The sequence below is a fragment of the Candidatus Krumholzibacteriota bacterium genome (assembly GCA_016931295.1).
Lineage (GTDB): Bacteria > Krumholzibacteriota > Krumholzibacteriia > Krumholzibacteriales > Krumholzibacteriaceae > JAFGEZ01.
The window spans coordinates 56,416-81,767 of the sequence record JAFGEZ010000034.1 but is presented as its reverse complement, the minus strand read 5'-3'; the positions used below and the strand labels follow the sequence as shown (position 1 = coordinate 81,767).

Annotated in this window: 20 protein-coding genes and 2 tRNA genes; 5 read left to right on the top strand and 17 right to left on the bottom strand. The window is 65.4% G+C overall.

The annotated features are described in order from the left end of the window. Positions 1–3: 3 nt before the first annotated feature. The 5 genes from purH to JW876_08835 form a co-directional block, all read right to left on the bottom strand. Positions 4–1,566, bottom strand: coding sequence for a bifunctional phosphoribosylaminoimidazolecarboxamide formyltransferase/IMP cyclohydrolase (gene purH / locus JW876_08855; protein MBN1885616.1), 1,563 nt, complete (start codon positions 1,564–1,566; stop codon positions 4–6). Continuing rightward, positions 1,563–2,471, bottom strand: a complete 909-nt coding sequence (locus JW876_08850) for a phosphoribosylaminoimidazolesuccinocarboxamide synthase (protein ID MBN1885615.1) — start codon at positions 2,469–2,471, stop codon at positions 1,563–1,565. Before JW876_08850 ends, purH begins: the two co-directional genes overlap by 4 nt. Beyond that, complete coding sequence (locus JW876_08845; protein ID MBN1885614.1) at positions 2,461–3,084, bottom strand: phosphoribosylglycinamide formyltransferase; 624 nt, start codon at positions 3,082–3,084, stop codon at positions 2,461–2,463. The genes JW876_08850 and JW876_08845 overlap by 11 nt, the downstream gene beginning before the upstream one ends. Positions 3,085–3,235: 151 nt before the next feature. After that, positions 3,236–4,936 carry a ComEC/Rec2 family competence protein gene (locus JW876_08840; GenBank protein MBN1885613.1) on the bottom strand — a complete coding sequence of 567 codons (1,701 nt, stop codon included), beginning with the start codon at positions 4,934–4,936 and terminating at the stop codon, positions 3,236–3,238. Between the two features lie 34 nt (positions 4,937–4,970). Beyond that, entirely contained in the window at positions 4,971–6,305 is a 1,335-nt protein-coding gene (locus JW876_08835; GenBank protein MBN1885612.1) for a GGDEF domain-containing protein, read from the bottom strand. A 159-nt stretch (positions 6,306–6,464) separates the two neighbouring features. On the opposite strand from JW876_08835, the gene JW876_08830 reads away from it, so the two are divergent. Continuing rightward, entirely contained in the window at positions 6,465–8,297 is a 1,833-nt protein-coding gene (locus JW876_08830; GenBank protein MBN1885611.1) for a LysM peptidoglycan-binding domain-containing protein, read from the top strand. Here JW876_08830 and JW876_08825 read toward each other — a convergent pair whose 3' ends face one another. The 11 genes from JW876_08825 to JW876_08775 all read right to left on the bottom strand — a co-directional run bounded on the left by JW876_08825 (position 8,298) and on the right by JW876_08775 (position 20,922). After that, positions 8,298–9,563 (bottom strand): glucose-1-phosphate adenylyltransferase, encoded by a 1,266-nt coding sequence (locus tag JW876_08825; GenBank protein ID MBN1885610.1) that lies wholly within the window; start codon positions 9,561–9,563, stop codon positions 8,298–8,300. It lies immediately after the preceding gene. Then, positions 9,560–10,777, bottom strand: coding sequence for a glucose-1-phosphate adenylyltransferase (locus tag JW876_08820; GenBank protein MBN1885609.1), 1,218 nt, complete (start codon positions 10,775–10,777; stop codon positions 9,560–9,562). Before JW876_08820 ends, JW876_08825 begins: the two co-directional genes overlap by 4 nt. 47 nt (positions 10,778–10,824) lie before the next feature. Continuing rightward, on the bottom strand, positions 10,825–11,871 hold the full coding sequence (locus JW876_08815; GenBank protein MBN1885608.1) for a PorV/PorQ family protein: 1,047 nt from the start codon (positions 11,869–11,871) through the stop codon (positions 10,825–10,827). 130 nt (positions 11,872–12,001) lie between these two features. After that, positions 12,002–13,483, bottom strand: coding sequence for a sigma-54-dependent Fis family transcriptional regulator (locus JW876_08810; GenBank protein MBN1885607.1), 1,482 nt, complete (start codon positions 13,481–13,483; stop codon positions 12,002–12,004). 125 nt (positions 13,484–13,608) lie between these two features. Then, positions 13,609–14,985, bottom strand: a complete 1,377-nt coding sequence (locus JW876_08805; GenBank protein MBN1885606.1) for a sigma-54-dependent Fis family transcriptional regulator — start codon at positions 14,983–14,985, stop codon at positions 13,609–13,611. A gap of 10 nt (positions 14,986–14,995) precedes the next feature. Further along, positions 14,996–17,062, bottom strand: coding sequence for a response regulator (locus JW876_08800; GenBank protein ID MBN1885605.1), 2,067 nt, complete (start codon positions 17,060–17,062; stop codon positions 14,996–14,998). Between the two features lie 145 nt (positions 17,063–17,207). Then, positions 17,208–17,564: a PilZ domain-containing protein gene (locus JW876_08795; protein ID MBN1885604.1), complete on the bottom strand. Its 357-nt coding sequence runs from the start codon at positions 17,562–17,564 to the stop codon at positions 17,208–17,210. Between the two features lie 218 nt (positions 17,565–17,782). After that, the gene (locus JW876_08790) at positions 17,783–18,058 is read right to left on the bottom strand and encodes an integration host factor subunit beta (GenBank protein ID MBN1885603.1); all 276 of its coding nucleotides are present in this window, start codon (positions 18,056–18,058) and stop codon (positions 17,783–17,785) included. Between the two features lie 512 nt (positions 18,059–18,570). Continuing rightward, positions 18,571–19,377 carry a dihydropteroate synthase gene (locus tag JW876_08785; GenBank protein ID MBN1885602.1) on the bottom strand — a complete coding sequence of 269 codons (807 nt, stop codon included), beginning with the start codon at positions 19,375–19,377 and terminating at the stop codon, positions 18,571–18,573. Between the two features lie 26 nt (positions 19,378–19,403). After that, on the bottom strand, positions 19,404–20,777 hold the full coding sequence (locus JW876_08780; protein ID MBN1885601.1) for a hypothetical protein: 1,374 nt from the start codon (positions 20,775–20,777) through the stop codon (positions 19,404–19,406). 69 nt (positions 20,778–20,846) lie between these two features. Continuing rightward, positions 20,847–20,922 (bottom strand) — tRNA-Ala (locus JW876_08775). A 163-nt stretch (positions 20,923–21,085) separates the two neighbouring features. On the opposite strand from JW876_08775, the gene JW876_08770 reads away from it, so the two are divergent. The 4 genes from JW876_08770 to JW876_08755 all read left to right on the top strand — a co-directional run bounded on the left by JW876_08770 (position 21,086) and on the right by JW876_08755 (position 24,188). Continuing rightward, the gene (locus JW876_08770) at positions 21,086–22,426 is read left to right on the top strand and encodes a nodulation protein NfeD (GenBank protein MBN1885600.1); all 1,341 of its coding nucleotides are present in this window, start codon (positions 21,086–21,088) and stop codon (positions 22,424–22,426) included. A gap of 34 nt (positions 22,427–22,460) precedes the next feature. Continuing rightward, complete coding sequence (floA, locus tag JW876_08765) at positions 22,461–23,459, top strand: flotillin-like protein FloA (GenBank protein MBN1885599.1); 999 nt, start codon at positions 22,461–22,463, stop codon at positions 23,457–23,459. Beyond that, positions 23,459–24,049 (top strand): hypothetical protein, encoded by a 591-nt coding sequence (locus tag JW876_08760; GenBank protein ID MBN1885598.1) that lies wholly within the window; start codon positions 23,459–23,461, stop codon positions 24,047–24,049. The genes floA and JW876_08760 overlap by 1 nt, the downstream gene beginning before the upstream one ends. Before the next feature lie 52 nt (positions 24,050–24,101). Then, positions 24,102–24,188 (top strand) — tRNA-Leu (locus JW876_08755). A gap of 47 nt (positions 24,189–24,235) precedes the next feature. Here the strand turns inward: JW876_08755 and JW876_08750 are convergent. Further along, positions 24,236–25,336, bottom strand: a complete 1,101-nt coding sequence (locus JW876_08750; protein MBN1885597.1) for a hypothetical protein — start codon at positions 25,334–25,336, stop codon at positions 24,236–24,238. Between the last annotated feature and the right edge of the window lie 16 nt (positions 25,337–25,352).

Sequence of the window (25,352 nt, the reverse complement as noted above, 5' to 3'; positions counted from 1 at the left end):
CTCCTAGTGTCTGAAGTGCCGTCTTCCCGTCATGACCATCGTGAGGCCGAGCTTTTCGGCCGCGGCGACGACCTCCTCGTCGCGCATCGAGCCGCCCGGCTGGACGATGCACCTGACTCCCGCGCGGGCGAGCGTCTCGGGTCCGTCGGGGAAGGGGAAGAAGGCATCCGAGCCCGCAGAGCACCCCTCGATCTCCAATCCCTCCCGGCGGGCCTTGTCCACGGCGATCATGCATGAATCGACCCTGCTCATCTGCCCCGCGCCGACGCCCACCGTGCCTTCGCGGTCGCAGATGACTATGGCGTTCGACTTCACGTGCTTCGCGACGACCCACGCGAGCCGCATCGCCTTCGTTTCGTCCGGAGAGGGCGCGCGCGAGGTCGCCAGCCGCCAGTCGTCGAGTTCCGGGAACCCCTCGTCCCGTTCCTGCACGAGGAGAAGGGGGCCCGCCTCGCTCGTGACGAGCCCGGCGAGATCGCGCTCCCATTCCTCGTCGCAAAGCGCCAGCAGGCGGAGATTCTTCTTCTTCCGCAGGGATTCCCGCGCCTCGTCGGTATAGCCGCGGGCGATGAGGACCTCGACGAACCCCTCCTTCGACGCATCGGCGAGACGGCCGTCGATCTCGCCGTTCACCGCGACGATCGACCCGAACGCCGACACCGGATCGGTCTTCCTGGCCCTGACGAAGCTCTCCCACGGCGTCGCGCACACTGCCGCGCCGCACGGATTCGCGTGTTTCATCACGGCGCAACCCCCGGGGCCGAGATCCCTGGCAAGCCTGAAGGCGGCCCAGGTGTCCTGGATGTTGTTGTAGGACAATTCCTTGCCCTGGTATTGCACGAACTCGTGGAACCGGCCGACCGGCGGGTCCTGCCGGTAGAGCGCGGCCGCCTGGTGCGGATTCTCGCCGTACCGCAGCGGGCGGATCTTCGTGTAGACCGTGACGAGCTGTCCGGGAAGATCCCCGTCCTCTTCGCGCTCGTCGTACCAGCGCGAGATCGCCGCGTCATAGGATGCGGTGTGATGGAACGCCTTCGAGGAGAAACGACGCCGCGTCTCGAGGGTGAGCGAATCGCCGTTCCCGTCCATCTCCGCGATGACGGCCCCGTAATCCCCGGGGTCGACGACGACGGCGACGGAGTGGAAATTCTTCGCGGCGGAACGGATGAGCGTGGGGCCCCCGATATCGATCTGTTCCACGATCTCCCGCTCCGAGAGCGTCGGATCGGACGAGGCCTCCCGGAACCGGTAGAGGTTGACGGCCACGAGGTCGATCAGTGCGATCCCCAGTTCGGCGGCCTGTTCGAGGTGCGCTTCCCTGTCGCGGTCCGCGAGGATCCCGCCGTGCACCTTCGGATGGAGGGTCTTGACACGCCCGTCCATGCATTCGGGGAATCCGGTGAGATCGCTGATCTCCGTGACGGCGATCCCCGCTCCGGCGATCGCCCGCGCCGTGCCGCCCGATGCGACGATCTCGACGCCCCGCGAGGCGAGCTCTCGCGCGAACTCGACGACGCCGGTCTTGTCCGTGACGCTCATCAACGCCCGTTCGATCCTTCTGTTCATAGGTACCTTTCGATATCGATGCCAGGAAAGAGCCGTTCGGCGGCCATGCGGTACCTGTCCGCCGTTTTCGCGACTATCTCGTCCGGCAACTCGGGCGCCGGCGGCGTATGGTCCCAACCGCTTTCATCCAGCCAGTCGCGGACGAACTGCTTGTCGAGGCTCTCCTGCGGACGGCCCTCTCCGTATTCCTCCGCGAGCCAGAACCGAGACGAGTCCGGCGTGAGGGCCTCGTCGATCAGCGCGATCTCGCCGTCGATCACGCCGAATTCGAACTTCGTGTCGGCGATGATGATCCCCCGCGTCGCGGCGTGATCGGCCGCGCGCGCGTAGAGCGACAGGCTGAGGTCGCGGATGCGGTCGACCGTCTCCCTCCCGACGATGTCGGCCGCCCGTTCAACCGAGATGTTCTCGTCATGCCCCTCGTCCGCCTTCGTCGACGGCGTGAATATCGGCTCATCGAGCTTCTGCGAGAGAAGGAGCCCCGGGGGAAGATCGATGCCGCAGATTGCACCGGTCGCGGAATATTCCCTCCACCCCGATCCCGTGATGTATCCTCGGACGATGCACTCGAGATCGATCCGTTCCGCCTTCCGGACGAGCATCGACCTGCCTCCCAGCTCCCCGGCGAACCGGTCGAACGGGGGCGGGAAATCCGCAGGCTCGGTCGAGAGGAGATGGTTGGGCACGTCGGCGAAATGCCGGAACCATGCGGCGGAGATCATGTTCAAAATGATCCCCTTTCCCGTGATCGGCGTGGGAAGGACGGAATCGTAGGCCGAGATCCTGTCGGTCGCCACGACGATCAGCGTGTCGCCGATCCCGTAGACGTCCCGTACTTTGCCGCGGTACGACGGACGAACGCCTGGCAGATCGGCGTACCTCTCCCGGTCACCCTCATTCTTCATCGAGTATCTTCACTCTCCTTCCGTCGACGCGGAGTCTTCCCGTCGCGTACAATCTCACCGCTTCCGGGTAGGCCGCGTGTTCCTCGACGAGGATGCGGGCGCTGAGCCTCTCCTCGTCGTCCGAATCGAGTACGGGCACGACGCGCTGGACGATGACCGGACCGGTATCGACGCCCGAGTCGACGAAGTGGACCGTGCAACCCGAATACCTGACGCCGTATTCGAGCGCCTGCCGCTGTCCGTTCAATCCCGGGAAACTCGGGAGAAGCGCCGGGTGGATGTTCATCATCCTCCCCGCGTACTCATCGAGGAGCCGTCCCTTCACGACGCGCATGAACCCGGCGAGGCAGACGAGATCGATCTCCTGCGCCCGGCAGAGTTCGAAGATCTTCTCGCTGGACTCGGGCGACATCGAGCCCTTCCGCGGGCCGCAATCGACGACCGCCGCCTCGATGCCCCGTTCCCCGGCAATGCGGAGCGCCTCCGCTTCGGGATTGTCGACGACGAGAAGATGGATTCCTGCAGGAACGTTCTCGCCGTCCGCCGCAAGCGCGAGCGCCTCGAAATTGCTCCCGCGGCCGGATGCCAAAACGGCGATTCGTATGGGCTTCATGCGGCTCCTTCCATCGATCGCGCCGGCGCGGGCATCGGTCCAAAGACCGGTGCGACCGCCCCCGCTCGACGATCCGGCGTTGTGCGGTGGAGATTCGCGACTCCGGTACGAGGCGATTGTACCGTCATGGACCGGGTGCGTCAAGCGGCTTTCAGCGCTCCCGTTCCGCGGGATAGACGATGCGCCCCTCCCCGACGGACCGCACCGAGAGGGTGAGACGGGCGCGGGCCTCACCGACGGGACAACCCGGACGGGGCGGGAACGGAACGGCGCCGATCAGCGCCTCGAGGTCGCCGACGACGATGGTCGCGGCCCGGCCGTCCGCGATGACCGTCGCTCGCCATCGATCGCTCTCGGCGCCGACGAGTGCGTACGGACTGAGCACGATACGGCCGACGCCGAGACGCGACGCGATACGCCCGGCCGCCGCCGCTCCACGCCCGTCGCCCTGGAGCACGACGAGCAGATCGACCGCTCCGACGCCGCGTCGCCACAGTCCCGAGACGATCCGTTGCGCGTCGTTCGCCCGGAATACCGTCTCGACGATGAGGATCCTTTCTCCGTCCTCGACGAGACACGCCCGCCCGTCGATACGTTCGACCGATGGTCCGCGAACTGCGTCCCCCCCTCCGCACAGGAAGGAGACGGCGAGAAGCGCCGCCGCCGTCGACAGCCGGCCGCGCCGCCCCGGCGAGCCGAGGGAAACGCAGAGAAGCCCGAGTCCGGCGACGTATGCCGGCAGGGCGAATGTCCCCCGGTAGATGGCCGGGCAGGGAAGGCGGCACATTGCGGCCGGCAGCTTTTCGAGCAGGAACGCGAGCGGTTCGGCGAGGGCTGCCAACGCTGGCAGACAACTCGAAGGAAACAGTATATACGCCATTCCTACATACAGATAGAGCGTCACCGGTATCATCGCGACCAGGGTCGCCAGCGGCGATACGAGCGGGACGCGCCCGAATATCAGGGCAATCACGGGTAGCGTCCCGGCGAGAATGGACGCCGAGAGCGTGAGGGCGCAGACGATGGCTCGGGCGACACCCCTCGCCCCTCCCCGCCGTCCCCCGAACCGGTTCATGGCGGGAATCGCCAGGAAGGCGATCGCCGCCACGGCCGATGCCGACAATGCGAAGGAGAGGGTCGCGAGGCTCCGGGGAACGACGACGGCCGCCGCGAGCACGCAGAGCCACAGGGAGTTTTCGAGCGACGGCGCGAGTCCCGCGCTTCGCCGGAGAATCGCGACACCGCCGAGAAGGAGCGCACGGACGAGCGATGGCGGAAATCGAGCGGCGGCGGCGTAGATGAGCGCCGCGGAGGCCGTCGCCGCCTCTCTCGATCGCCGCGAGATCCCCGATGCGGCGAACGCGGCCCCGACACCGATCAGGACGACGCCGAGATGAAGTCCGCTCAGGGCCAGAAGGTGCGACAGGCCGAGATACCGGTATCGTTCGATCGTTTCCGGCGGCAGGGCGCCGCGATCGGCGAGCAGCAGCGCCCGGATAAAGGCCCGGGCGGTCGGCGACAGAACGCCCCGATCGCATCGCGCCCGTGCGCGAGCGGCGATGCGATCGACGATGGCGACGTGCTGCCCCGCGGAACCCTCTTCGACCTCTCCGCGGATCGAGGCGCCCGCCCCCATGAGAACGATGCCCGCCGCAGCCGTCGTCGCGGCTCGCCGCCATCGCCGACGGGCGACGTCCGTTCCCGGCCGACCGCCCGCCCGAGCGGTGCCGGCGAACCGGAGACACCAGCCCGCCGCGACGATGAAGGCGAGTATCCCCGCGAGTACGGCGCCGCCGCCCTGCGGGCGCAAGAGCCCCAGACACAGAAAAACGGTCCACCACATCGTCGTCATCCGCCACCACCCCGGACCGTCCCGTCGCGCCGTCTCAGCCGGTCATGTCGTTCGCTTCCCCCCCGCCGTCGTAGAACGTCACGCGGTCCTTGCCGCCGCTCTTCGATATGTACATCGCCTTGTCGGCCTTGCGGAACAGTTCCGACTCGTCCTGCGCATCCACCGGGTAGATGCAACCGCCGACGCTGATCGTGACCGACACGCGTTCTCCTTCGTCGAGATCGACGCCGAGTTCGGCGACGACCTCGCGGACGCGTTCGGCGGTCCTCGCCGCCGGTTCCCTGCCCGCCCCCGGCAGCAGGGCGATGAACTCCTCGCCCCCGTACCGGAAGAGGAGATCGATCTTCCGCAGGTGCCGTTTCATCGCCTGCGCGACGAGGCGAAGGATCCGGTCTCCCGCCTCGTGGCCGTGCACGTCGTTGACCCGCTTGAAATCGTCTATGTCGATCATGAGGAAGGCGAGTTCCTTCCTGTCCCGCTGGGCACGCTCTATCTCGAGCCTCACCTGCGCCTCGTACGAATTGCGGTTGTGCACGCGGGTGAGGGAGTCGATCGAGACCATCTTCTCGAGCGAATCGTGGTTGGCGAGGACCGCGAGAACGCCGCGTCCGAGGATGGCGAGATTGAATATCGTGTCGTTCCCCGGCGTGTCGCGGTCGGGAAGATGCACCTCGAGGATCCCCCGCATGCGGGTCTCCTCGTAGAGGGGGACGAGGATGATCGATTCCGTGCCGGGAAGGACGCGGAACAGGCTCGGGCCGGGAAAGGCTTCCGCCTCCCGCGAGAAGCGGTGGAGCCGGTGCCGCTTGCCGGTCCGCATGACCGGCCCGTAGAGCCCGCTCTTCGACAGGTCTCCCGGCGTCGCCCAGCGGACGCCGACGCTGTCGCGCTCCGGCGGAACCTCCTCCTCGGTAACGAGGACGAGATGCCCGGTGGCTCCGCGATGCACGTGCCCGGCGAGCGCGATCAGCTCCTCGAGCCGGATCGCGATGCTCCCGGGCGCGCTGTCGATCGACAGCGAGGAGATGATCCCCGCGAGGACGGAAGGCAGTATCCCCTCGGCGACGCGCCGCTCCCCGCTGATCTCCTCCCATTCACGCCCGGTCATCTCGAGCGTCACGCCGGCCGGTTTCCCGACCTGCCGGTAGGTGATGCTCACGCCGTTTGGACGGCGATCGAAGTCCTTTCGACGAAACACGCCCTTCCGGGAGAGCTCCTCCATCGAGAGGAAGGCCTCCCTGAGCATCTCCGTCCTCCCGCCCCCGGAAAGGACCCTGAGGACCCCGTCCAGGCGTTTCGAGGAGAGGAGATGTCTGGGTATGATCCGTGAAAGAAGGTACGAGTAATCTTTCGCAAACCCAGGATGCATGTCCTTCTTCCCAGCGGCGTGGGGATTCCGCCCACGGCGTGTCCGTATGTAACGTACCAGTTTCATTATACCTCATCCGAGCCGTCCGTTTCCACCAAAAGCCTGCGTCCTCTTCCTCGGCGCACTTGAACCGGGCATGGATTTCGCATATATTGCCTCTTGATGCGGTACGCGAATTTCATATCGACACGTCTCCTGCCGGCCGTCGTCGCCGCCGCTCTCCTCATGGGATGCGTCGCCGGAACGGGTCGGATCCCCGATCCCGCCGTCGACGGCGTCCCCGGGAGCGAGGCGGAGATGTACATGCTGTACCCGCAGCTGCTCCACCTCCACGAACGGTACGACGAGACGGCTGCCTACTATTACCTCGGGGACCTCGAATCGTCGATCCTCCTCGGCGAGGAGCTCGTCGTCTCCATCGACGACATGAAATCGACCGCCCCGGATGCCTTCGTCTGCGATCATCTCGATACGCTGTCCGACTGGACGAAGTGTTTGCTGCAGCGTGTCAGGCAGGAGGAACTCGACCGCGAATGGCGCAACCACACCCTCGCGGCACTCGATTCCATCGCGAGCCGGCACGTCGTCGAGGACGAGATAGAGATCGTCCTCAACTGGCGCACCGAGCAGATGCTGAAGTACTTCCAGGGCAGGGGCCGTCGGCATTTCCGTCTCTGGCTCGATCGGACGGCGGTCTACCGGGACATCATCGAGCCGATCCTCGTCGAGGTCGGGGTCCCGCGCGACCTCCTCTACCTCGCCGTGATCGAGAGCGGCCTCAACCTCTCCGCCCGTTCCAACGTCAAGGCGACCGGTCCCTGGCAATTCATGTCCGGTACGGCGCGCCTCTTCGGCCTGCGGGTCGACTGGTGGATCGACGAGCGCATGGACATCGTGGCCTCCACCTACGCGGCGGCCCATTACCTGAAACACCTCCACGGCCTCTTCGGCTCGTGGCAACTCGCCCTCGCCTCCTACAACGCGGGCGAATACCGCGTCGCCCATGCCGTATCGCGGCAGAAGACGGAAGATTACTGGAAGCTCCGCCTTCCCAGCCAGACGCGCTGGTTCGTGCCGAAGTACATGGCCGCTCTCGCGATCGGGCGCAACCCGTCGGCCTACGGCTTCGACGAGCCCTCGGGCGAACCGCTCGAGTTCGATCTCGTCACGGTCGACCAGTCCACCGACCTCCGGCTCATCGCGAAGGCGGCCGGGTGCACCGTGATGCGCATCAAGAACCTCAACCCGGCGCTCAAGCGCTGGGCCACGCCGCCCAATTCGGTTATCGACCTGAAGGTGCCCCGCGGTTCCGGACCCGACGTCGCCGCGGCCCTCGCCGGCATTCCCCCCGGCGAGCGAGTATCCTGGCACCGGCACCGCGTGAAGCGCGGAGAGGCGCTCTCGCGCATCGCGGCGACGTACGAGATCTCCATCCGCGAGCTGAAGAAGCTGAACGGGATCACGAACGTGCACCGCATCCGGGAGGGCTCGGTCCTTCTCATCCCCGTGCGCGACGCCGAACCCGCCGTTTCGTCAAGCGAGGAGCCGGCCTGGCGCAGCGCCCCCGACCTTCCCGACCGTATCCGGGTGAAACGGTACGCGGCCCCCGAGGGCCGGCGGAAAATCGTCTACACCGTCCGCGATCATGACACGCTCAGCGAGATCGCCGAACGATTCCACGTGGGTTTGAGCCGTCTCCGCTCGTGGAACGATCTCCGGTGGTCCTCGACGATCCATCCGGGCGACCGGCTCGTCGTCTACGTAGCGCCCGACGCGGCGCTTCCTCCCGGCGCGGCCGAGGACGGCGACGCTCCCCCCCCCGTCTCGGGAAAGAAACGCGTCGTGCACGTCGTGGCGAGCGGCGAGACGCTTACCTCGATCTGCCGCCGCTACCGCGCGCGCATATCCGATATCCTCGCGTGGAATACGAATATCAGGAAGAACCGCATCTATCCGGGGGACCGGATAACCATCTGGACCGACGTCGACTGATCACGCCTCGCCGTCCATGTGGCAATTGCCGTCGTCGAGCGCGAGACGCGGAACCGCGCCACCCCTCATCGGACCGCACACGAGGCAGTTCGTGCCGATCGTCGACCCGCCGGGGATGATCGTCTTCCTCCCGACGATCGTCAGGCCGAAATCCAGGTATTCCGGCTGGAGCTCGTTGGGAACGGAGTGATCGCCAGCGCCGACCTTCGCTCCCCGTCCGACGACGCAGTGCTTGTCGACGATCGCGTTCCGGATCTCCGCGCCGCCGCGGATCGTCGTGCCGTGGAAGAGGATCGAGTTGCTCACGCGCGCCCCCTTCTCGACGACGACCCCCGGCGAGAGAATCGAATTCTCGACCTCCCCCCTGACGACGCACCCGTTGCAGACGAGCGAACGCGACACGCGCGCGCTCCGGTGCACGAGGAGCGGCGGCCGGTCGTCCGAGACGGTGAGAACGGGCCTGCGATCCCTGTACAGGCCGAGCCGTGACCGGTTTCCGAGAAGGTCCAGGCTCGCCCGGTAGTACGCGCCGAGCGTGCCGATGTCGAGCCAGTACCCGCCGTACCGCCATGCCGAGACGAGCCTGCGCCTGACGAGATGCGGAACGACGTGCTTCCCGAAATCGAGATTGTCGAACCGCTTCTTGAGTTCGCGGAGGGTCTGCACGAGGAAACGGCGGTCGAAGACGTAGATGCCCATCGACGCGAGATTCCCCTCCGTCTTCTCCGGTTTCTCCTCGAAACGGGTGATCAGCCCTCCTCCGTCGACTGTCGCGATGCCGAATTCCCTGCAGAGGGCCGGTTCGACTTCCACGACGCCGACGGAGGCCGGCTTTCCCGACTCGCGGTGGAAACGGATGAAATCGCCATAATCCGAACGGTAGACGTGATCCCCTGAGAGTATGAGTATCTGGTCGCTCGCGATGTCATCGAGGACCGCGAGATTCTGGAAGATGGCGTCCGCCGTTCCCTGGTACCAGTCGGCCGCCTGCGGTCCCAGGTGCGGGTGCAGGACGTGCAGGCCGCCGGTGAGCCGGTCGAGGTCCCATGGACGCCCGATCCCGAGGTGCCGGACCAGGGATCGGGAGATGTACTGCGTGAGGACGTAGACATCAGTGATTCCCGAGTGCACGCAGTTCGTCAGGGTGAAATCGATGATGCGGTAGCGCCCCGCGAAGGGAACGGCCGGTTTCGCGCGGAACCGGGTGAGGAGACTCAGCCGCTTGCCGACGCCGCCCGCGAGGATGAAGGCCGCCGTCCCGCTCATCGTTTCCTCTCCCGGATGTTCACCCGCGGCTCGACTGCGAAGCCGGCGGGGATACGGACGCCCGCGGCGATGCGCGCCGATTTGCCGATCAGTGCGATCCCCTTCGCCGGCGATTTCTCCGTTCCCGTCGTCTCGAGGGAAACGGCGCCCGGCGCCGATTCCGCCACGACTCCAACGCTCGCCCCCGTCCCGATGCGCACGTGCTTGTCGATGATCGACCGCTTCACCACCGCGCCGACACCGATGCTGGCGAAGGAAAAGACGATGCTGTCCTCGACCACGGCGTTGCGACCGATGCGGGCGCCCGGAAAGAGGATGCTGTTCCTGACCGCTCCCTTGATGTCGCACCCGTTCGCCATGATCGAACCGGCCACCGCCGACGACCTGGCGAAGCGGGCGGGAGGCAGATCCTCCACTCTCGTGAAGACGTCCCGTCCGGTCTCGAAGAGCATCGAACGATCGCCGAGCAGGCGCATCGATGCCCGGTAATAGCTCCCCACCGATCCGACGTCCTCCCAGTATCCGTCGAAATCGTGCCCCGTGACGCCTCCCTGGTCGACGAGGGGCATGAGTATGTCGAATACGATGTCGGTCTTGTCGGGGCCGAGCGCATCGAGCAGGAACCGCCGGTCGAACGCGTAGATGCCGAGCGAGGCGTACCGGAAGCTCGCCGAGCGCGGCTTCTCGCGGAACTCGGTGATCAATCCGTGGCCCGATCGCCGCACCATCCCGAATCGGCCTCCCTGGCTCGGGCTGATCTTCTTGCAGACGAGAGTGGCCGGCCGTCCCGATCGCCGATGGCTCTCGACGAGATCCCCGTAATCCATGAGGTAGACCTGGTCGCCGGAGAGGACGAGAATGACGTCGGCGTCCGATTCGTAGATCGTCTCGATATTCTGGAAGAGGGCGTCGGCCGTGCCGAGATACCACTGGGTGGCCTCGCCGTAGTACGTGGGCTGGTGAATGAAGACCCCGCCGGTACGGCGGTCGAGATCCCACGGCTTTCCCATCCTGATATGGTCGATGAGGGATTTCGGCTTGTACTGCGCCAGGACGGCGATATCGTTTACCCCGGAACGGACGCAGTTGCTCAGGCAGAAGTCGATGATGCGGTAACGTCCCCCGAACGGGAGTGCCGTCTTCGCCCGGTGCCGCGTCAGGACGGAAAGCTCGCGCCCCGTACCGCCGGCGAGTATCATGGCAAGGGTCTTCACGCTTCGCCGCTTCCCCCGTCGATCGTCCCCCCCGGCCGTTCGGGCTCCTAGTGCGCCATCAGCAGCGAGATGCGGTGCGTCGTGTCGAGCTCGTCGTGAACGAGCAACGCGTAATCGATCCCGACGGATACCTTCCATGGACCGAAATCGTCGAGCAGGAATCCGGCCCCGGCAGTCGGCCGCCCCATGTCGTAGCCGCCTCGCAGCGCGACCATCTCGCGGATGACGATCTCGGCGCCGACATGGAAATCCGCGCTCGCGTCGCCCACCCAGAATTGCGCTGCGTCCCGCCGATCCTCGTAGCGGAAATCGCCGTCGACGGCGAGCAGGATCCGGCTGTTCATCCCCTCGATCTCCAGGGGATACGCGAGCCCCAGCTTGAGGGCCGGGTATATGAACTCCCGCGTCCCCGTGCTCCAGCTGATATAGGTGCCCGTCGCGTCCTGGAGTTTCATGCCGACGATCAGGTCGCGCCAGAGATCCCGCTTGATGAACCCGACGTCGATCCCGATGCCGAGGCTCGTGACGCCGGTCACCTGGTCGTTGCGGATGAGCTTGACCGACGCGCCCGCGTCCCCGAATGCCGTCCGCCGGGCATAGGACACGAATAAGGCGAAATCGTTAACGCTCTCCGTGGGAATTCCGCCGGTGTCGAAATTGAGGAATTCGCCGAGTTCCGGCTCGTAGACCTGGTCGCCGTCCGAATTGCCGATCATGCCGGGCGACCACGGGATGACGGGAATGTCCCTGATCCCCATGTGCACGAACGTGAGCCCCCATGCCGATTCTCCCGGCACGAGGGGAAAGGCGACCGACGCGAAATTGTAGTCGATGAGGTCGCCGAACCGTTCGGAGTGCATGAGGCTCGCCTGCCAGTCCGCGGGTTCCGCCGCGAACGCTCCGAACGCGGCGAGACCGGCGGGATTCCAGTAGGATGCCGTCGCGTCGTCCGCCACGGCCACGAACGCGCCGCCGAGCCCCATGGCCCGCGCCCCGCCGCCGAGCGCCATGAACTCTCCCGCGTACTTGCCGGCCGATGCCGCGCCTGGCAGTACGAGGAGAAGCAGGCAGAAACCAACCGTCAGCTTGTGCATCGATGCTCCGTTTTCCCAGGGGATCATCGCGCCGGTTCCGGGACAGCCGCGACACCGGTCGCCTTCGATTTTGGCATCCCCCTCATTATAGCAAACGGCCTGTTTCAGGACAAATCCAATTCACGCGCGATCAGGCCAGGCCGTAGTCCTTGAGCCGCCGGTAGAGGGTCCTCTCGGATATCCCCAGTTGTTTCGCCGTCTTGCGGCGATTGCCGCGGTTCGCGTCGAGCGCCTCGCGGATCGCCTCGCGTTCGAGTGTCTCGAGATCGCGCGCCTGCTCATCGCGGGCGTCGGGCACTTCCGTCCAGCGGCCCCACGCGCGGCGTGGAGCCGCGTCGCCGCGCAGGATCCCGAGGATCTCGCGAACGCCGTTGTGCAGGGAGAGAAGGGAGTTGATGATCAGCTCACGTTCCATCTCCTCCCGGCTCTTCTCGACGCGGACGGGGAGATCGGGAACGCTCTGCGTCGACATCCGCTCCTCGAGCCGGGTGCGGACATCGGCCGCCCTGATCAGATCGTCCCTGCTCAGGACGACCAGGTTGTCGATCGTGTTGTGCAGTTCCCGCACGTTTCCCGGCCACGCGTACCGATTGAGCATCTCCATCCCCTGCTCCTCGATCCCCTTGACCGTCTTGCCGTGCTTTCTTGCCGAAAGGCGCATGAAGCGATCGACGAGAAGCGGGATATCTCCCTCTCTCGAGCGCAGCGGCGGAACCCGGAGGAGAACGACCTTGAGCCGGTAGAACAGGTCCTCGCGGAAATCCCCCCGTTCTACCGCCGTCTCGAGAGAACGGTTCGTCGCCGCGATCAGCCTGACGTCGGTGTGTATCTTCTTCGTGCCGCCGACCCGCACGAAATCCCCCGTCTCGATGACGCGCAGCAGGCGTACCTGCATGTTGAGCGAGGTCTCCCCCACCTCGTCGAGGAAGAGCGTCCCCCGGTCCGCCCGCTCGAAGAGGCCGAGATGCTGCGAGACGGCGCCGGTGAACGAGCCCCGTTCGTGGCCGAAGAGTTCGCTTTCGAGGATGCCCTCCGCGAGGGACCCGCAGTTGATCGCCTCGAAGGACGCCCCGGACCGCCGGCTCATCAGGTGGATCGCCCTCGCGGCCAGTTCCTTGCCGGATCCGCTCTCTCCCTCGATCAAAACGGAGACCTCCGTCGGCGCCACCTGGAGGATCGTCTCGATCATCGAGGCGACCTGCCGGGACCGGCCGATGATGCCCGCGCTGCTCTTCACCCGCCTGACGGCGATCATGTGCGTGATCCGCGCGAGACAATCGTCATCGGAGACGGGCGTCGCGACGTAACGATCGACTCCCCTGTCGTACTCCCCCTCGACGACCTCCTCCCCGCGCGCGGGCCCGAAGACCGCCGTCTCGAGCTCGAGGATCTTCCGCCCGAACCGCCTGATGATCGTGAGATAGTTCGGATAACCCGAGTCGGCGTCGATGACGAGGACGACGCCGCCTTCCGGCTCGGGGGTATCGAGGGCCTGCGACACGTCGCGAAAGAAGCGCACGACGACGCCCTGCTCCTCGGCGGCCTGCGCGATGGTCCGTCCGAGAGCGCCGTCTCCGGCGAGAAACCAGACTTCCGGTTCGATGCGCTTCATCCCGAAGGCACTGTAATTCGGAGGTTCCCCCTTGTCAATACGGGATTTCCCGCCGCCGCCGGGGGCCGGAGCGGTATCATCGGCGTGCATTCATCTGCTTTACGCGGAGATCGGCCGGAATTTGTTCAGTTTTCCCCGGCGATCTCGTACAGCTTGGTCTTCTCGCGGAGCGTCTGGCGGCTGATGCCGAGGATGCGGGCCGCCTTCGACTTGTTCCCCCCCGTCTCCTGAAGGGTCCTGACGATCAGCTTCTGCTCCATCTCCTTGATGCTCATCGGCCGGATGGCCGTCTCGTCCGCCTCGATTGCCCGTTCGGCGGCCTCGCCGGACCTGATCTCGGAGGGCAGGTGCTCGGGAAGCAGTTTCTCATCGGCTTCGAGGAGGATCGCCCGCTCGATGACGTTCCGGAGTTCCCGCACGTTCCCCGGCCAGGAATACCCCTGGAGAAGACCGGCGATCTCGGCGTCGACCGGCTCGACGCGCTTCTTGAACTCCCGGTTGAACATCGCGATGAAGTGATCGGCGATCAGTGGCACGTCCTCGAGCCGGTCGCGGAGCGGCGGCAGCTCTATCGGAATGACCTGGAGACGGTAGTAGAGATCGTTCCGAAAGGATCCGTCCGCGATGGCCTTCTTGAGATCGCGGTTCGTCGCGGCGACGATGCGCGTGTTGACCTGCAGATCCTTGACTCCGCCGACGCGCCGGAAGGTCTTGTTCTCGATGACACGGAGCAGCCTGCTCTGGAGCGTGATCCCCATCTCGCCGATCTCGTCCAGGAAGATCGTTCCGCCTTCGGCGAGTTCGAAGAGCCCCTTCTTGCGGGTCTTCGCGTCGGTGAATGCGCCCTTCTCGTGTCCGAAGAGTTCGCTCTCGAGAATCCCCTCGGGAAGCGCCGCGCAGTTGATCTCGAGGAACGGCCGCGTGCCGACCTCGCCGCTGCTCGCGTGAATCGCTCGCGCCACGAGTTCCTTGCCCGTGCCGCTCTCGCCGTTGATCAATATCGTGCTCGCCCTGCTTTCCCCGATCTTCTTGACCTTGCGGAAGACTTCCTTCATGACGTCGCTCGTGCCGATGAAGTCCTTGAAATCGTGGTCCCGGCTTTCCTTCCGCTTGATGCCGTCGAGTTCGATGCGCAAGCGCTGCGTCTCGATCGCGTTGTGGATCGAGACTTTCATCTTTTCGAGCTGGAACGGCTTCAGCAGGAAATCGTACGCGCCGCCCCTGATCGCCTCGACGGCGGTCTCGACTTCGCCGTATGCGGTCATCATGACGACCGGCGTCGTCGGATCGGCATCCTTAATCGTCTTCAGGACGTCCAGCCCGGTCATATCGGGGAGCTTGAGATCGAGGATGACGAGATCCGCCGGGTCGTCGATGAACGCCTTGACGCCCTTCGTTCCGTTCTCCGCTTCCTCCACGTCGAATCCCATGTTGCGGACCGCTTCGCCGAGCGACCACCGGATCGCCTTCTCGTCGTCGATGATGAGTATCTTTCCCGCCATGAGGATCCTTTCAGCCGTTTCCCGCGGCCGCGGAGACCGCGAGCCGCCTGGGGAGTTCGATGTAGAAGGTCGTTCCGCGTCCCTGTTCGCTCTCGTGGAAGAGGCGACCGCCGTGCGCCTCGACGATCTTCCGGGATATCGAGAGTCCGAGCCCCGTCCCCTCCGGCCTCGTCGTGAAGAAGGGGTTGTAGAGCTTGTCGGCCGCTTCCGGGCCGATCCCCTCTCCCGTATCGGCGACGGTGACGGCGACGAACGCGCGATCCGGCGCCTCGGCGAGACGCACGCTGAGCGCACCGCCCCGATCGCATGCCTGGACCCCGTTCATCGCGATATTGAGGATGACCTGCTTGACCTGGTCCCGATCGAGCAGGCAGGAATCGTCCTCGATCTCGCTCTCGAAGCTGACGGCGACTCCGCTTCCGGCCGCATCGTCGGCGACGAGGGCGAGCGCGGATTCTATCACCTCGGCGAGCGAGACCGCGGCCGGTCTCGGCTGCGTCGGCCTCGCGAATGTCAGCAGGTTGCGGATGATGTCGTCGAGCCGCTTGATCTCGTCGAGTATGACGGTGATGTACTTCACGTTCTCGCCGTCGCCGGCGAGGCGTTCCCGGAGCACCTGCGCGGTCGTGGCGATTCCCGTGAGCGGGTTCCTGATCTCGTGGGCGACGCCGGCGGAGAGCTCCCCCAGCGACCGGAGACGATCGGCGCGCCTGAGCTCCTCCTCCATGGCCCGTTGCGCGGTGAGATCCTCGAAGACGGCGACGACCGTCCGGCCGTGGTAGTCGTCGGTCTCGACGACGGTCGTGCTGAGTCTCACCGGAACGCGCCAGCCGCCCTCGCGCACGAGCGCGCCCTCGATCGTTGCGTTCCGCTCCTCCCCGCCGGCGAGTCGGTCGAAGAGGGAGCCCTGCCCGTATGGATTCTCGAAGAAGACGTCGAAATGCTCCGTCGCGCCGTCGCGACCGAGGACCTCCCGCGCCCTCGAGTTGAGGAAGACGATCCTGCCGTCCCGGTCGGTGGTGAGGACACCGCTGTTGATGTTCTCGAGTATCGTCTCGTTGAAATCCTTGAGGTGCCGCAACCGGCTGATGTTGACCGCGTTCGCGACCTCCTCGGTCAGTATCGTCTGTATCGTCGTGAGGAAATGGTAATCGTTCAGGTACGCCTTGCGCGAACGGTACAGTTTCCTGACGAGGAGGAACCCCAGCCAGACGCCCTTGTAGAGGAGCGGTATCGACGTATCGGACCAGGCCTTCTTCCTTCCGGCGCAGCTCGACGGGCTCCCCTCGCGGCAACTCTCGAGGCTGAACACCTCGGTCATCAGCTCGTCGCTGCGCTGCGTCCCGGCGAGCGTCTCGACCGCGCCGGCGATCCATTCAACCTCGAGCTGGTAGGAAGCGCGCACCTTCAACGACGAGCCGCCGCCGCTGAAGAGGAGCAGGCCGGCGCCGTCGGCGCCGAGGTACCGGCAGAGCGCCATGAGGAAACGATCGAGCGAATCGCTCCAGTCCTCGTTCGAACTGATGTCGCGGCCCATCTGGTAGAGCATCTTGAGGCGCGTGACGTGCCGCTTCAGCGATTCGTTCGCCTCCCCGAGCTCCTCGTTCGCGCGGAGTATCCGTACCGAGAGGTCGTTCTTGCTCTTCTCGAGCCGCCGGTTCGCCTGCTCGAGCTGACTGATGAGCTTCGCGCCCGTGCGTTTCATGACCACGTGGTCGACGGCGGCCTCGACGACCTCGGCGATCTTCACCATCTGGAAGGGCTTGATGACGTAGTCGAAGACGTTCAGGCGGAGAGCCTCGATCGTGCTTTCCATCGAGGCGAAGCCGGTCATGATGACGCATCTCGTCTCCGGCCGGCGCCGTGATATCTCCTCGACGAGATCGAGGCCGTCGGTGTCGGGGAGCTTCAGGTCGACGAGGGCGACATCGAACGAGCGTTCCGCGACGAGAGAACGCGCCGCCTCGCCGGTGGCCGCCGTCGCCGTCGCGAATCCCCGCTCGGACAGGTATTCGTCGATCACCTCGAGGATCGATTCCTCGTCGTCTATTATGAGAACTGTTCCCCTGGGATCCACTCCACCGCCTCCTCGGGACATGCGTATCCCGCGGATTATAATCGTGGTCGACCGATCCTGCAAGGGATTGTCTGTCAGTCGGCAGGCGGGCGTTCGCACGGGCGGCGCGATCCCGTAACCGGATTCATTCCCGGAAGGGCCCCGATCAGGCGGAAAGCATGGATTCTATGTATTCGTCGAGGGTATGCTGGGATTCGGCGTCCATGTAGGTGAAGAAGACGGCGATGCGATAGAGGGCCACCGATGGATCCTCCACCTCGGGTTCCGTGCGCACGACGACACCGTCGAACAGGATCCGTCGTTCACCTTCCCCGGCGGGGAACGGGACGGCCATCTCGAGACGCACCTTGGTCAACGGATCGATGAGACGAGGAGATTCGAAGGAGACGCCGTTGGAGGAGATGTCGATCGTCCGCCCCTCAGCCTCGCCGCCCCCACCGGATATCGTGATGGCGAGCTCGGCTTCTACTCGTTTCGCTTTGCGACGTTCGACGAAGCTCATGGCCTCATTCCGCTAGCGCTTCTTCTTCTTGTGGCGATCCTTGCGGAGACGCTTCTTCCGCTTGTGGGTCGCTATCTTCTTTCTTTTTCTTTTCTTGCCGCTCGGCATCGTTGCATCCCGTTTCTTCGAGAACGTGTGATCAGTGTCAGGTCAACATAATATACGACTCCGCCCGGCCGATGCAAACGGTATTTGCGTCGTCGGAGTCGGATCGGTGATCAGTGATTCACCTTGGTTTTCAACTCGTTCGAGGCCTTGAAGTAGGGCACGAGCTTCGCCGGCACATCGACGGACTCGCCGGTCCGCGGGTTGCGGGCCTTGCGGGGATTGCGGCTCTTGACCTTGAACGAGCCGAACCCGCGCAGTTCGACCTTGTCACCCTCTGCGAGCGCCTTGCAGATGTTATCGATGATGAGATTGACGATGATGCTCGTGTCCTTCTTGCTGAGCCCGGTGTCCCGGGAGATTTCCTCGACGAGATCCGCTTTCGTCATGCCGTTCACCCCGCTTGTGGAGTCCCATGCGGACCGGCCGGTCCGGTCCGTCGCGTTATTCGCCACACCCGTCGCTTCCATGGTGCCTTGGTGAGAGATACCATACGGCAATCTGCCTGTCAAAAAGAAATTTACAATTGCGAAAGATTTTCGGCGAGCCTTGCGGGCGGATCGAGAGGCACGCTTGCGCCGGACCGACGGCCTGTGGTATCATGATAAAGTTCCCCGTAAGGAACGTGTATCCCGGCACGGGGGTTTCTGCAACACGTGAGGATGAGAAACTCGTCTGGGACAAGGCACGAACCCACAGGGAACTTTCCGCGTGCGGACAACTGCAGGATCAAGAGTCGTGCCACGAGGCCCGGCAAGCCCGCCCGTTCTGTATCTTGCCTGTATAATAGGAGTTATGAAGCTGCTTGCGGCGACCCGCCGTTTGGCCCGATGCGGAAGGCCTGCGTGTCGGCAGAGCAAAATGAGCCGCCGCATTGCCGAATACGTCCGGCGCCCGGCGCTCAGTCCCGACGTTTCCGGCGGTAGCGCGCGATGAGACCTCGACAACCGGCATCCCGCCCGGCGAGGGCCTCGGCCGCGGCGAGTGCGTCCATGAGACGCGTATCGGTCGCATCGCAGATGACGGCGTCCATTCCGCGGCCGACCGCCATCGCGAGACATGTCCGGTTCACGAGTTTCCTGAGCGGCAGGCCGAAGGAGACGTTCGAGAGCCCGCCGATCCGCCGGTGATCGGGAAACCGCTCGCCGAGCAGCGCGAACGCGTCCAGCGGAACGCCCAGCCCCGAAGCGGCGGTCGCGAGCGGCTGGAAGACGGGATCGAAATAGATTTGACCCGGCAGGATCCCCGACCGCTCCGCGGCCCCGGCTGCCCGTTCGGCGAGACGGCACCGCCCCTCCGCGTCCGCCGGTATCCCCTCCCTGTTCTTCAGCATCACGACGACTCCCGCCCCAATACCGGCGATTCCGAGCATGGCGCGGTCGAGCACGTCGTCGTCGCAGGTGATCGAGTTGACGATCGCCTCTCCCTCGACCCGACCGAGAACGTCGAGGAGGATGCCGAGGTCCGGGCTGTCGAGCGAGACGACGGCGCCGGTTTCCGCCGCCACGGCGTTCGCCGCCCAGAGGAGCGCATCCCGCTCGCCTTCCATGAGCATCGAGGCGTTGATGTCGATCCCCGTCGCCCCGCCGTCGATCTGCCGGCGGGCGAGATCGAGGAGGGCCTCCTCGTCCCTGTCGGCCAGCACGCGACGCACGGCCGCGTTCGAGCTGTTGATGCGTTCGCCGATGACGACGGTCGCGCTCGACATCATCTTCTCCCTGCGGGCGGGCGGCGTCAGGCGAGATGCCCGCTCGTTCGGATGAACCGGTGGATTGCCGTGAAGAGTTCGTCGTTCGCCGCGGAAAATGGCACGTTCCGGCGATCCATCATGATCCTTGCCGTCTCGATCGCCTTGCCGATCTCGAATCGTCCGGGTTCGGGGGACACGTACCACATGAAGCTCGGGATGTGCTTCGGCGGCCAGCCGCTCACCTTGACGTTGGTGTTGAACCCGATGACGGTGCCCGTGTCTATTCCCGTGTTGATCGCGATCTTCGCATGGTCGCCGATCACCACGCCGAGAAAACGGCGTCCGGTGTCCCGCATGTGTCCGGCGCACCAGGCACGCACCTTGCCGTAATTGTTCTTGAGGTCGCTGTTCGAGGTTCCGGCCCCGATGTTGACCCATGAACCGACGTACGAGTGCCCGAGGAAACCGCCGTGCTGCTTGTTCGAGAAGGGCGCGACCACGGATTCGCCCACCTCGCCACCGATCCGGCACTGTTCGCCGATGGACGTTCCGTGTCCGATGCGTGCGCCGCCCCGAACGATCGTGCCCCGGCCGATGAAGCAGGGCCCGTGGATGATCGCGTTCGGTTCGACGTTGACGTCGTCGGCTATGACGATCGGTCCGTCGGACGCGTCGAGCACCGTCCCGGAGCGGACCTGGACCCCGCTCCCGATGAGGATGTCCTCCTCGCGTATCATCTCGACGCCGCGGTAGACCTCCGATTCCGGATCCGTGCCCCGCAGGGGGATCTTCCGGAAATCGTCGACGATGCACGCCCCGTTCTCTCCGATGAGTTGCCAGTAGTATGAGAGCAGCCGCTGCCCCGTCTCCTCGAGCAGGACGCCGTGTTCGGCCGCCCACGCCTCCAGCGCGCCGGCCTCGTTCTTGTTGTCCCTGTCGTCGCCCGGGGGCGCCTTGATCTCCTCCATGACGCGCGTGACCGCCTCGTCGGCGATCGCCGGACGCAGGTACTCGGCGAAGGCGAGAGCGTTCTCCCCGGACAGACGCGCGACGACGGGAACGCCGTTCTTGCGTCGGATGGTATCCGTGTCGAGACCGTCGAGGAGGGCTCGCATTTCCTCCCCGTAGGCGAGGATGCGGCCGTTGAGAAACACGGTCTCCTCCTCCGCCATCCCGTTCACCGTCGTCTCGGGGCCTTCCTCCCCGCCGCAGGCCCGTTCCGCGAGCACCGGGGCGAGATAGGGCCGGCAGAGGAGCGCGACACGCAGCGGCGCGATCTCGGCCACGAACCGGTCGCGGAGTATCTGCGTTCCTATGAAGAGGTCGAAGACGGGCTTGTCGTAGGTCAGGGGAAAGAAATTGGGGAATCGATCGTCCTCGAAGATGCAGAGACACGTGGTACGAACGGTTTCATCCATGGTCTCGGCTGTCCCGCGGGCGGCGGCGGGGCCGCGCGCCGTATCCGCGTATCCCCGGGCAAAAAAAAGTGGTGGAGTTGACGGGGATCGAACCCGTGACCTCTTGTCTGCCAGACAAGTGCTCTCCCAGCTGAGCTACAACCCCACGCGAACAGTGGGATATTATCAAAATTCGCCTTCACGTCAAGCGATTTCTCCGCCGGGCCCGCCGCCTCCCCTCTCGCCCGGCGCGTTCCGCGCCCCGCGCAGGCATTTCAACTGTTGACGCGGGGCCAGATCGGCGGTAGCCTGTGGCAGGGGGTAAGTTCATGCATGCAAAACGATTAATTCTCTGCAGCGTCCTCGCTGCCGCACTGTCGCTCTCGACGGCGATCGACGCCCTGGCGGCCTCGCGCGTGCTCGTCGTGCCGGTCAGCGGCGAGATCCAGCTCGGACTGGCGCCATTCGTCGAGCGAAGCACACGCGAGGCGGAAGACGGCGGATTCGATCTCGTCATCTACGAGATCAACACCTTCGGGGGACGGCTCGACGCCGCCGTCGTTATCCGCGACGCCATCATCAACGCGGACATCGAAACAATCGCATTCGTCAACAAGCGGGCGATCTCCGCAGGCGCGCTCGTCACGCTCGCCGCGAACCGCATCTACATGCACCCGCAGTCGACGATCGGCGCCGCCGAACCGGTCTCGATCGGCATCGGCGGCAAGAGCGGCGAGGTGAGCGAGAAGGTCGTCTCCTACTGGCGGAGCGAACTGCGATCGACGGCCGAGAAGAACGACCGCGACGGCCGCATCGCCGAGGCCTTCGCGGACAAGTCGATCGAGATCGAGGGCGTCATCGGGGAAGGCAAGCTGCTGACCCTCACCGCGAGCCAGGCGATCGAACTCGGCATGGCCGACGCCGCGGCCGGATCGATCGAGGATATCCTCTCCGCCGAAGGGATCGCGGGCGCGACGGTCGTGCGAACGTCGCCGAACGCCGCCGAACGGCTTGCCGGGTTCCTGACGATGTCGGTCGTCAGCAGCCTCCTTCTCACGCTCGCGATCATCGGCATCTTCATCGAGATCCGCACGCCCGGCTTCGGCGTGGCCGGCATCGTCGCGTTGATCGCGCTCGTCCTCTTCTTCGGATCGCACTACCTGGTGAATCTCGCCGGCTGGGGAGAACTGCTCCTCTTCGCGTTCGGCGTCATCCTGCTGCTCGTCGAGATCTTTCTCATCCCCGGATTCGGCATCGTCGGCACGGTCGGCATCATCGCCATCGTGTCCAGTTTCTACCTCAGCCTCGTCGGCCGTTTCGTCGAGGTGACCGATTTCGTCTCGGGCGCGAAGGTGCTCGCGCTGTCCTTCGTCCTCTCCTTCGCGCTGATCCTCGTCGTGCTGCGTTTCCTCCCGAAATTCGCACCATTCCAGCGCCTCGTCCTCAGCACGTCGGAAACGACCGAGAAAGGCTTCCGCTCGTCTCCCGACTCGCTCGAGGATCTCCTCGGCATGGAAGGCGTCGCCGTCACGATGCTCCGCCCTGCCGGCACGGCGCTGATCGGCGCCACGAAGGTATCCGTCGTCACCGAAGGCGATTTCATAGAGAAGGACTCGCGCATCGTCGTGACCGAGGTCGAGGGATACCGTATCGTCGTAAAGAAATCGTAGCCCCGGTCACGGCCGGGCGAAAGGAAGGTGGAAGATGCCTCTTTCCGGAATAGGGCTGTTTTTCCTCGTGATCGTGCTGTTCGTCCTGATCCTGCTCTTCTTCTACTTCGTTCCCATCGGCCTGTGGATCACGGCCTACTTCTCCGGCGTGCGCGTGCGCATCATCCGCGACCTGATCGGCATGCGCCTTCGCAAGGTGCCGCCGCAGAAGATCATCCGCCCGATGATCGCGGCGACCAAGGCGGGGATCTCCGTCGACGTCGACAAGCTGGAGGCCCACTATCTCGCCGGGGGCAACGTGCAGAACGTCATCAACGCGCTCATCTCGGCCGACAAGGCGAACATCAATCTCACCTTCGAACGAGCGACCGCCATCGACCTCGCCGGCCGCGACGTCTTCGAGGCCGTCAAGATGAGCGTCAATCCGAAGGTGATCAACACGCCGATGATCGCCGCGGTCGCGATGGACGGCATCCAGGTGAAGGCGACGAGCCGCGTGACGGTACGCGCCAACATCGACCGGCTCGTTGGCGGCGCCGGCGAGGAGACGATCATCGCGAGGGTCGGCGAGGGGATCGTCACGACGATCGGTTCCTCCACCTCGCACAAGGGCGTCCTCGAGAATCCCGACCGGATATCGAAGACGGTCCTCGAAAAAGGGCTCGACTCGGGCACGGCCTTCGAGATCCTCTCGATCGACATCGCCGACGTCGACGTTGGCGCGAACATCGGCGCGAAGCTCCAGACGGACCAGGCGGAGGCGGACAAGCGGATCGCCCAGGCGAAGGCCGAGGAGCGCCGCGCCCTGGCCGTCGCCGCCGAACAGGAGATGGTGGCCAGGGTCCAGGAGATGCGCGCGAAGGTCGTCGAGGCGGAGGCCGAGATCCCGCGCGCCATCGCCGAGGCGTTCCGCTCGGGCAACCTCGGCGTTATGGATTACTACAACCTGAGGAACATCCAGGCCGACACCGGCATGCGAAACTCGATCGCCGGACCGAGCGACAAGCCCTTCGGCGGAAAGGACGAGGTCTGATGGATCAGCTCATCGGGCTTCTCCTCTTCTTCCTGGTGATCAACATCGCCGGGCGGGTGCTTCGCGCGGTCGGCGCCGGCCAGAAGAAGACCCGCGGGAAGTCGAAGGCCGGTACGCCCGCCGTGCGTCCCCTCGACCTCGAACGCGAATTGACGCGGCGGATCTTCGGCGAGGAGTTCGCCGGCGAGGAAACGGATGACGGAACGGAGGCGGCCCGTCCCTACGCGGGGGGCGATGCCGGCGAGGATGTCGCCAAAGAGGAATCCGCCGGGTGGTTCGAGGACGAGATCGAGGCGCCGACCGCCGTCGAGGAATTTGAAGCCCCGGCGGCCCTCCCCGCCGAGCTCGACGAGGCCCGTTTCGAGTCGGGCGTCGCTGCTGCCGCTTCGTCCGGGAACCTGTTCGGCGTGCCGGGCCCCCGCGTGATCGCCGGGACGACCCCGACGGCATCGCCGCGCCGCGCAGGCATCGATGCGCGCCGCCTGCTCGCCGAGCGCGGCGGTTTGCGCGACGCGATCATTCTCGGGACGATCCTCGGCCCCTGCAGGGCACGTTCGCGTATGCGCGCGCCGCGGCGATTTTCGCCGTGACCCCGCTCGCGGGGCTTGACCGGTCGCGTTCCGTGAAATAGATTACCCGTGTGCCGGAGTGGTGAAACTGGTAGACGCAGGGGACTCAAAATCCCCCGGGCGCAAGCCCATCCGGGTTCGATTCCCGGCTCCGGCACCATATCCAATTAGCGGTTGAATGTTTGAGTCCCGTTTTCCCGGCTCCGGTCACCAGGCCACATCGATCAGATATTCCCCGGGCAGATCCCATCCGCTGTCGACGACGATCCAGTACCGTCCAGGCCCGAGCGCGCGGGAGATGCGGCGATCGTCTCCCGCGATGCAGTCGACCGCGCGGCGATCCCCGTCTGTCCTCGTCGATGACAGCAGGAAGACGTCGTTGTCGATCCGCGCCCGGCGGTCTTCCGAGATCTCGATCGTCACCTCACTCGCGCGGTCGAGATCGAGCAGGTAGACGTTCTCGGGCCCCTGCTCCCTCCTGGACGGATCGGTCGGGTACCAATCGATGCGCATCGATACGGCATCCCTCGTGTTGCCCCGCGCGTGGAAGCGCCCGTTTCGCGACGAGACCGCGAAGGGCCGTTCGACGGTACCCCGCGGCGGCGGGCCGTCAACGATGTTGTTGTAACGGATCGCCTCGTACCCGTACGCGTCGAGAAAGCCCCACGACGTCTTGCGGAGCGCGACCCCCTCGCTCCGCGAATCGATGACCACCGGATAGCCGTCGCGCGTGACGTAGAGGAAGAGCATGACATGCGTGGCGTTCATCAGGGCGTCACCCCTGCGGAGGTCCCCCCGTTCACGCGAACGGAAGTCGACGTCGGCGACGGGGCGCGTGATGTCGTCGAGCTGTCGGGGAATGTCCGGACTGGCGGGATAGTCGAGGGTGTGCTTGTGGTCGAGCCGCCACGCGCGCGAGACGAGCCCCGTGCAGGAGATCCCCGCGACGCAGTCGAATGGAACGACGTCGTAGTCGACGTACCCCCCCGTGCCTGTTGCGTGGCCCTCCCCCATCTTGACGAGGAAGGTCTCCACGTCATCCCAGCCGCCCCACTTGTATCCCATCCCGATGCGGTCGCCCACGGTGTAATCGCTCACGAACAGACCGCCGCACGCCGTCCCCCGCCTGTTCTCCTCTGTCATCGTCCAGCGGACGAGCGCGTACCGGTCGGCGCCGAGAACCGCCTCGCTCCTCGTCACCGCGGGCCCGTCGACCTCTCCTCCCCGGTCGTCGTCCGGGCCCTCGACACCACCGTCCGAGGCGCACGCAGGCGCGAGCACGAGCAAAAGCGCGAGCAGGAATCTCATCTCGTCCTTTCCGGTG